This window comes from Agrobacterium sp. DKPNP3 (assembly GCF_052686535.1).
Genome location: NZ_JBQYSN010000028.1, coordinates 42699 through 50041, shown reverse-complemented (window position 1 = coordinate 50041; position 7343 = coordinate 42699). Strand labels below are relative to the sequence as shown.

Annotated in this window: 8 protein-coding genes; 6 read left to right on the top strand and 2 right to left on the bottom strand. The window is 58.7% G+C overall.

Annotated elements, in window-relative coordinates; translation table 11 throughout:
* Positions 1-152 precede the first annotated feature (152 nt).
* The 6 genes from ACUTJJ_RS10480 to ACUTJJ_RS10455 all read left to right on the top strand — a co-directional run bounded on the left by ACUTJJ_RS10480 (position 153) and on the right by ACUTJJ_RS10455 (position 5117).
* A complete protein-coding gene (locus ACUTJJ_RS10480) occupies positions 153-1400 on the top strand; it encodes an oxalate decarboxylase family bicupin (protein WP_445542084.1) in 1248 nt (415 codons plus the stop codon).
* 80 nt (positions 1401-1480) lie between these two features.
* Positions 1481-2593, top strand: coding sequence for an FAD binding domain-containing protein (locus ACUTJJ_RS10475; RefSeq protein WP_445542083.1), 1113 nt, complete (start codon positions 1481-1483; stop codon positions 2591-2593).
* Between the two features lie 96 nt (positions 2594-2689).
* Positions 2690-3499 carry a cyclase family protein gene (locus ACUTJJ_RS10470; RefSeq protein ID WP_445542082.1) on the top strand — a complete coding sequence of 270 codons (810 nt, stop codon included), beginning with the start codon at positions 2690-2692 and terminating at the stop codon, positions 3497-3499.
* A gap of 139 nt (positions 3500-3638) precedes the next feature.
* Positions 3639-4076, top strand: coding sequence for a curlin (locus ACUTJJ_RS10465; protein WP_063951815.1), 438 nt, complete (start codon positions 3639-3641; stop codon positions 4074-4076).
* 62 nt (positions 4077-4138) lie between these two features.
* Complete coding sequence (gene csgH / locus ACUTJJ_RS10460; RefSeq protein ID WP_445542081.1) at positions 4139-4537, top strand: curli-like amyloid fiber formation chaperone CsgH; 399 nt, start codon at positions 4139-4141, stop codon at positions 4535-4537.
* Positions 4538-4703: 166 nt separating this feature from the next.
* The gene (locus ACUTJJ_RS10455) at positions 4704-5117 is read left to right on the top strand and encodes a curlin (protein WP_445542080.1); all 414 of its coding nucleotides are present in this window, start codon (positions 4704-4706) and stop codon (positions 5115-5117) included.
* Positions 5118-5170: 53 nt separating this feature from the next.
* Here ACUTJJ_RS10455 and phrB read toward each other — a convergent pair whose 3' ends face one another.
* Positions 5171-6694: a (6-4)DNA photolyase gene (gene phrB, locus ACUTJJ_RS10450; protein ID WP_445542079.1), complete on the bottom strand. Its 1524-nt coding sequence runs from the start codon at positions 6692-6694 to the stop codon at positions 5171-5173.
* Between the two features lie 47 nt (positions 6695-6741).
* A complete protein-coding gene (locus ACUTJJ_RS10445; protein ID WP_445542078.1) occupies positions 6742-7302 on the bottom strand; it encodes a GNAT family N-acetyltransferase in 561 nt (186 codons plus the stop codon).
* Positions 7303-7343: the final 41 nt, after the last annotated feature.

The window sequence follows — 7343 nt, the reverse complement described above, 5'->3', positions numbered from 1 at the left end:
GCACGACACGTTCGATCCCAGAGCCTTTTGTCAGTTGCAACACCGCCTCTTCAATGCCGAGCTGATCGACCGCATCGCGGTGCTCCAGCTCGCATCGCAACCCCACCCTATCGATACCTCCTCCCAACTCGCCATGAACAAGGAGTTCTGAAATGGAAACGTTGACCAGACGCGCAGTCCTCGCAATCGGCGCCGTCGGCGGCACCGCCCTTGCCGCCAGCACGGCCGGAGCAGCATCGTTCGGCAATCCCGATCTGCCTGCCGAGGGAGCAATCAATGCCAATGCCGCCGGCCTCAGCGATCCCGGCCCGAAGAACCCTGCGATCAACGACCAGTTTCCGTCTTTCCAGAGCCCACCGGCGACCGATGTCGGCGACATGCAGCTTTTCTGGGGCTCGTTCAACAACGCCGCCAAACGTATCCAGAACGGCGGCTGGGCCCGCCAGGTGACCAAGTCGGACTTCGCGATTTCGGATGCCGTCTCGGGCGTCAACATGCGGCTGGGACCGGGTGGCATTCGCGAGATGCACTGGCACCGCGCCGCAGAATGGGCAATCATGACCAACGGGCGTTGCCGTATCACTGTGCTCGATACGCAGGGTCGCGCCTATGTGCAGGACGTCGAGGCCGGCGATCTCTGGTATTTTCCGGCCGGCTATCCCCATTCGCTGCAAGGGATCGGCCCTGACGGATGCGAGTTCGTCATCGTATTCGATGAAGGCGACCAGTCCGAATACGGCACCTTGCTGCTGACCGACTGGCTGGCACATACCTCACCTGAACTGCTGGCCAAGAATTTCGGGGTCGCGCCGGACGTCTTCCGCAACATTCCGCTGCAGAATCTATGGATTTTTCAGGGCAAGGAGCCGGGACCGCTCTCCAGGGATCAGGAAGCCGTTGCCGGAGCTGGTCTCCCTCCTTTCCCCTTCACCTACAAACTCGGGACATCAAAACCACTGAAGGAAAACGCAGCCGGCGTCATTCGCCTTGCGGATAGCAGCGCCTTCACCGTTTCCAAAACCATTGCCGCCGCCATCGAAACCATCAAGCCGGGCGGCGTGCGTGAAATGCACTGGCACCCCAATGCGGACGAATGGCAATACTGGATCAAGGGTGAAGGCCGGATGACCGTGTTCGACGCGGGGCCACGCAGCCAGACCGCCGATTTCCGTGCCGGCGATATTGGTTACGTGAAAAGAAGCCAAGGCCACATCATCGAAAACACCGGGAAGACCGATCTGCAATTCGTCGCGGTCTTCAAGGCTGCCGAATACCAGGAGGTCAGCCTGTCGTCCTGGCTGACGCACACCCCGCCGGCGCTGGTGGCGCAGCATCTGAACGTCAGCATTGAGGATGTGGCGAAATTCCCCGCCAACCAACCAGCGATCATGCCCGGCTGAAGAAATCGACCGGCGTTTCGGCAGACCCGATCCGCCGGTCATTCCTTACGAATACAAAACTCGAAAGATAGGAACGGGCCATGAAACCATTGACAATCCGGATCGCTGGCGGCTCGCTTGCCGGCCTCTTTACGGCGATATTGCTTCAGGAGGACGGGCACGATGTGAGACTATACGAACGCTCATCCTCCGGCCTCGCCGGGCGTGGCGCGGGACTGGTGCCTCAGCAGGAGCTGTTTGAGGTTCTCGGCCAGATCGGCTGCGAAGACGTCGCCCATGTCGGTGTGGTCGCGAAGGAACGCATCTACCTCGATGCCGGTGGCCGCGTGGCCCAGCGCCAAAACACGCCGCAGATGCAAATGTCGTGGGACTACCTCTTTGAGCGCGTGTCCTCGCGCCTCCTTACCGACACCTACCGTCTCGGCCATCATGTCAATGCGGTTCGGGAAGGTCCCGAAGGGGTGATATTGTCATTCGCCGACGGCACGGACGAACGTGCCGATCTGGTAATCGGCGCGGATGGTTTGGGTTCGGCAGTCCGAAGTGCCGTCAACCGTCATTCGGAAAATGCCTATGCAGGCTATGTCGCCTGGCGCGGACTGATCCCCGAAACGAAATTGCCTGCCGATGCAGCCCTGCTGCTGGACCGTTTCGCCTTCTACATCGCGCCCGGAGTTCATGTTCTCGGTTATCTTGTACCGGGGCCACGTGGCGAAACGCGGCAGGGAGAGCGCCGCTACAACTGGGTCTGGTATCGTCCGACAGCGGCGGATGACCTTGCCCGAGCCTTCACCGGCCGTAACGGCAGGCTTTTCCAACATTCCTTGCCGCGCGGCGAACTGTCGGAGAACCGCCGAAAGCAATTGCGCGAAGACGCCTTTTCGCATCTGCCGCCGCAATTGGCGCTCGCGGTTGAAGCGGAGGAAACCCCATCCATCCAGGGTATTTTTGACTATGAGGCCGAACAGATGGTGTCGCAGCGTATCGCACTGGTGGGAGATGCCGCCTTTGTCGTTCGCCCTCACACGGCCATGGGCGTTTCCAAGGCCGCAGGCGACGCAATGGCGCTGCGCGATGCCCTGCGGCAAATCGAGGATCTGCCCGGCGCCCTCTCACACTATCAGAGAGCCCGCCTGCCGGTGGGCAGGTCCATTGCCGCTTATGGACGGCGGCTCGCCGAAACCGCGATGTAAACACGGGTCGAAAATCAGCAACCTTCCCGCCTTGCTTCACGTCCCGTTTGCGCTACCCTCTCCAGCGGGGAATAGTTCTCAACGAGGGACCGAGGCATGTGCAATCATTGCGTGATCGAAAATGTGAAACAGAACATGCTTTCGCGACGCCTGCTCTTCAAGGGTGCGGCGGCCGGTGTCGCAGCGGTTGCGGCGGGCAGCGTTGCTGCCCCGGCGCTCGCCCAGGCACCGAGGCAGGTCGTCGATCTGACCCACACATATGATTCGGAATTTCCAACATTTGACGGAAAACCGGGCATCGCGTTCGAGTGGGCCGCCGATATTGCCAAGGACGGATACCAGCTCCACAAACTCACCATCTATGAGCACACCGGCACGCACATCGATGCACCGTTTCACTTCAGCGCGGACGGCGCGAGTGTCGACCAGTTGGAGCCACAAAAGCTCGTAGCGCCGCTGGCGATCATCGACATTACCGACCGCGCGAAAGAGGATGCCAACGCCACGATCGAGGCTGAGGATATAGAGCGCTGGATATCCGCCAACGGTGATATTCCCGTAGGCGCGGTCGTCGCTCTGCGCTCCGGGTGGGCGACCAAGGTGAAAAGCCCCGCCTTTAGAACCGACGATGCCGGAAAATTTGCGTTCCCCGGTTTCGGAAAATCGGCAACCGATCTTCTGTTGAAGCACGACGCGGTTGCGATCGGTGTCGACACCCTCTCGCTCGATCCAGGCAACTCCGCGGATTTCGCCGTTCACAATTCCTGGCTGCCTGCCGGGCGCTACGGTATAGAGGGCCTGAATAATCTCGAGGCTCTGCCGATCAAGGGCGCGACCATCGTTGTCGGCGCACCAAAGCATCGTGGCGGAACGGGTGGACCGGCGCGCATTCTGGCCCTGGTCTGAAACCTGCGCATTCGGCAACCCCACCCTGCCGGCACCAGCGCATGAACTGCGACTGAATAGTCTCTTCAGCTTCCATTCCGATGGGACCGTCTACAACAAAGACGTTCAACCGCGGTCCCATCCGCCTGAGGAGACAGTCATGATCCGTACGTCTTTTGTTGCAATCGCACTTTCCGCTCTCGTTGGCATTACCGCCACGTCTCCCGTCATGGCCAACGATGTGCGCATCGAACAATACGGCTGGTCCAACTCGGCGGGCGGCGCGCAGGAAGGTTATGGCAACCGCATCCGCACCTATCAGAATGGCGGCTACAACAGAATTACCGGCCATCAATACGGTCGTCACAATCTTTCCGCCGTCGGGCAGGAAGGCCATGACAACTACGGCTCCACCTATCAGACGGGTAACCGCAACGTGGCTGGTATCGGCCAGTTCGGTTCCAATCACACCACCATCCTGACGCAGGACGGCAATGGAAATATCGCGGCGGGTGTGCAGGTAGGCCGTGGCTGCAGCGCCAATGTGGCCCAGGGCGGCAATGACAATGTGGCTGCTTTTGTGCAGGCGTGCCCGTAACGGCAGCCGCAGCGACGTCAAAATGGTCGAGATCAAAACACCCGCTCATCAGGGAGACTACCATGCCCCATCGCGTCAGACGTACAAGCCCGCTGGCAGCAGTCATTGCGCTCGCAATGCTCCCCGTCGGCGCCCTTGCGGCAATCTCGACAGCAAAGGAGCCCGCAGCCGATAAAATCTGCGCCATCAAGGCGACGCCGCAGACGGGCATGGTGAAGCTGCAGGCTTTCGCCAACGCAGACCCCAAGGAAACAGGCACCTACACGTTCCGCATTGAAAAATCAGGCAGCGGCGGGAGTTCCCTCATCAGTCAAGGCGGTGATTTCCGCGCCGCAGCAGGAGGCTCGCAGTTGTTGAGTTCAGTGATGCTCGATGCCGCGGGATCGCGTTACAAAGCGGTGCTGGATCTTACAATCGATGGCAAGACCTTCACGTGCAACAGCACGGGCGGCGGCTATTAGTCAGTCATCGCCAAAATATGACCAAAAAAGGACGCCGGCTTCGGCGTCCTTTTCGTGTTGTCGCCACCGAGCGCTGAACGACATCTGAACGGCCGGTTCCAGTCGGGTTCAGTTAGACAATGCAATAGTCGGACCATCGACAAGCCGCTCACAGATGGAGATAACAATGGCTCGCAACATGTTGAAAATCATGGCCGTTACCCTGCTTGCCGGCGGCCTCGCGCCGGCCCTGCTTTCCACGCCCGCCCATGCCGGCGGCAGCATCTCCTTCGACCTTGCACCAACCGATGGGCCGAACGGCGACCTCCTCTCGACAGGAATCCGGGCCTACTCCCTCTATCGAAACTTCAAGAACGCCGACATCAAACAGCTCGGTCGTGGTAATGCAGCGGGCATCGCCCAGAATGGTGGTGGCAACCTTGGTTTTATCCGTCAACGCGGAAATGGCCATTCGGCAACGCTGCAGCAGAACGGCAACAACAATGCCTATGGCATCTTTCAATATGGTCGGAATACCGACACCAATGTGGTGCAGGATGGCGACAACGGCAGCGGCCTCACGTTCAGCTATGGCTGGTAAAGAATGGAATTACCGGGCCTGAGCTAATATCGCCCGCCGCTTCCGGCGCGGTGTCAGCTCAGCCTGGCAAGGAAGCTCGCTGCTTTCGCCCTGAGATCATGGCGCACATCCTCGCTCATGCGGGCCCAGCTGGCATAGGGCTGCGCGAGACGATGGTTCGATTTCAGCTTGTCCCGGTTGCGAGCGAGAAAATCCCAATAAAGCGCATTGAACGGACAGGCATTCTCCCCCAGACGCTCTTTCGGATCGTAGCGGCAGGTGCCGCAATAGTCAGACATGCGATTGATGTAGTTTCCGCTGGCAGCGTAGGGTTTCGTGCCCAGAAACCCGCCATCGGCGAACTGGCTCATGCCGACCACATTAGGCAGTTCGACCCATTCATAGGCATCTGCGTAAACCTCCAGATACCATTGATGAACGGCCTTCGGATCAATGCCGGCCAGCAGCGCAAAATTGCCTGTGATCATCAGGCGCTGAATATGATGCGCATAAGCATTTTCCATGGTTTCCCTGATCACGGTCGCCATGCAATTCATGTGCGTCTTGCCCGTCCAGTAAAATCCCGGCAGCGGCCTCTCGTTGCCAAAGAAATTCCTTTCGACATAGTCCGGTCCTGCAAACCAGTAAATGCCGCGCATATATTCCCGCCAGCCGATGATCTGGCGGATGAAACCTTCGACGGCGTTTAGCGGTGCTGCGCCCTCATGATACGCGCGCTCGGCAGCCTTGCAGACGTCCAAGGCGTCGAGCAGGCCAGAATTGATGTAGAACGACAGGAGAGAGTGATTGAGATAGGGATCGTCCTGCAGCATGGCGTCCTGCGTCGCGCCGAAGTTCGGAAGAAAATCCTCGATAAAGGACGTCATGACGCGCTCCGCATCCTTGCGCGTCACGGCGAAACCGAAATTTTTCAACGTGCCGAAGTTTTTCGAAAACAGGGCCTCGACTGTTCCAAGGACCTCTTTGGTGATCTCATCCGGCTCTACGACCAGATGTTTGGGCCTCAGTAGGTCTGGCTTTGCCGGATTTCGGTTCTCCGCGTCGAAATTCCAGCGCCCGCCGACAGGCTCGTCACCCTGCATCAACAAACCTGTCTTTCGCCGCATCTCGCGGTAGAAATACTCCATCGTCAGGCTTTTTCGACCTTCGGCCCAGTCTCGAAACTCGTCCTGCGTAGCGAGAAACCGCGTATCCGGCCTGATTTCGACCGGCACGCCGACGGCACCCTCTAAACTCTCGAGTTCGGACTTGACGCGCCATTCGCCGGCCTCGGTCACGCAAATTGCCAATGGATCGATGGCGGTTACCGCTCGTCTGACTTCGCCGGTAAAGGAGCCCGCATTGTCTTCATCATCGATAGTCGTGTAGCGCACCCGATAGCCTGCTTCGCGCAATTCTTCGGCGAAGTGCCGCATCGCTGAGAAGATGAATGCAATCTTCTTCTTGTGGTGACCGACATAGGTCGCCTCTGCCATCACCTCACAAAGCAGTAGCGTATCTTGCTCTTTATCAACGCCATCAAGCGAGGAAATCGAAGGCGACAATTGATCCCCGAGGATCAAGATGAGACGGGACACGCGCGACTTCCTTAAAACGGGCGACCTTAAGGCCACCCTGCAACTGATCACGAAGTGGATGCCCACTCTCTGTTCAACACCGCATAGATGAACTCGTCACCCCATAAACCGTCGAACCGATCGTTCTCGATGAGATGCGCTTCCTTGCGCATGCCCAAACGCTCAACGACACCGATCGATCCATGATTCAAGGCATCAAGTCGTGCAAAAATGCGGTGGTAACCGAGCGTCTCGAAGCCGAGCGTGATCATCGCTCTCACTGCTTCCGTAGCATAGCCTTGTCCGGAAAATGCCGGGTTGAAGATATAGCCGATTTCGGCCTGCAGCGCGCTCAGGCTGGCAATCTTCAGAAGAACCTCACCAACGAGTGCGGAATCCGCATCGCGCACAACAGCAAGTCGCAGCGTGTCTCCGTCCTTCTCGAAAGCAGTCGAAAGGGCTTTTGAAAACTGCGCTTCCAAAGCTTCGGCCGATGGCGGCGAAGAATAGAGGAATCGATAGACGTCGCTGCGCTTATGATACTCGGCATAGGCATCGAAATCCGCAAACTGGAAAGGGCGGAGGGTCAGCCGCCCGGTCTGGATGGGGAGAGAGGTTTCAGGAAACATTCATCGGGCCTTTTTAGCAATCCCGGACATCTGGTAGCGAG

Coding starts and splice junctions, on each gene's coding strand:
- ACUTJJ_RS10480 (WP_445542084.1), top strand. CDS start 153: ATGGAAACGTTGACCAGACGCGCAGTCCTCGCAATCGGCGCCGTCGGC.
- ACUTJJ_RS10475 (WP_445542083.1), top strand. CDS start 1,481: ATGAAACCATTGACAATCCGGATCGCTGGCGGCTCGCTTGCCGGCCTC.
- ACUTJJ_RS10470 (WP_445542082.1), top strand. CDS start 2,690: ATGTGCAATCATTGCGTGATCGAAAATGTGAAACAGAACATGCTTTCG.
- ACUTJJ_RS10465 (WP_063951815.1), top strand. CDS start 3,639: ATGATCCGTACGTCTTTTGTTGCAATCGCACTTTCCGCTCTCGTTGGC.
- csgH (WP_445542081.1), top strand. CDS start 4,139: ATGCCCCATCGCGTCAGACGTACAAGCCCGCTGGCAGCAGTCATTGCG.
- ACUTJJ_RS10455 (WP_445542080.1), top strand. CDS start 4,704: ATGGCTCGCAACATGTTGAAAATCATGGCCGTTACCCTGCTTGCCGGC.
- ACUTJJ_RS10445 (WP_445542078.1), bottom strand. CDS start 7,302: ATGTTTCCTGAAACCTCTCTCCCCATCCAGACCGGGCGGCTGACCCTC.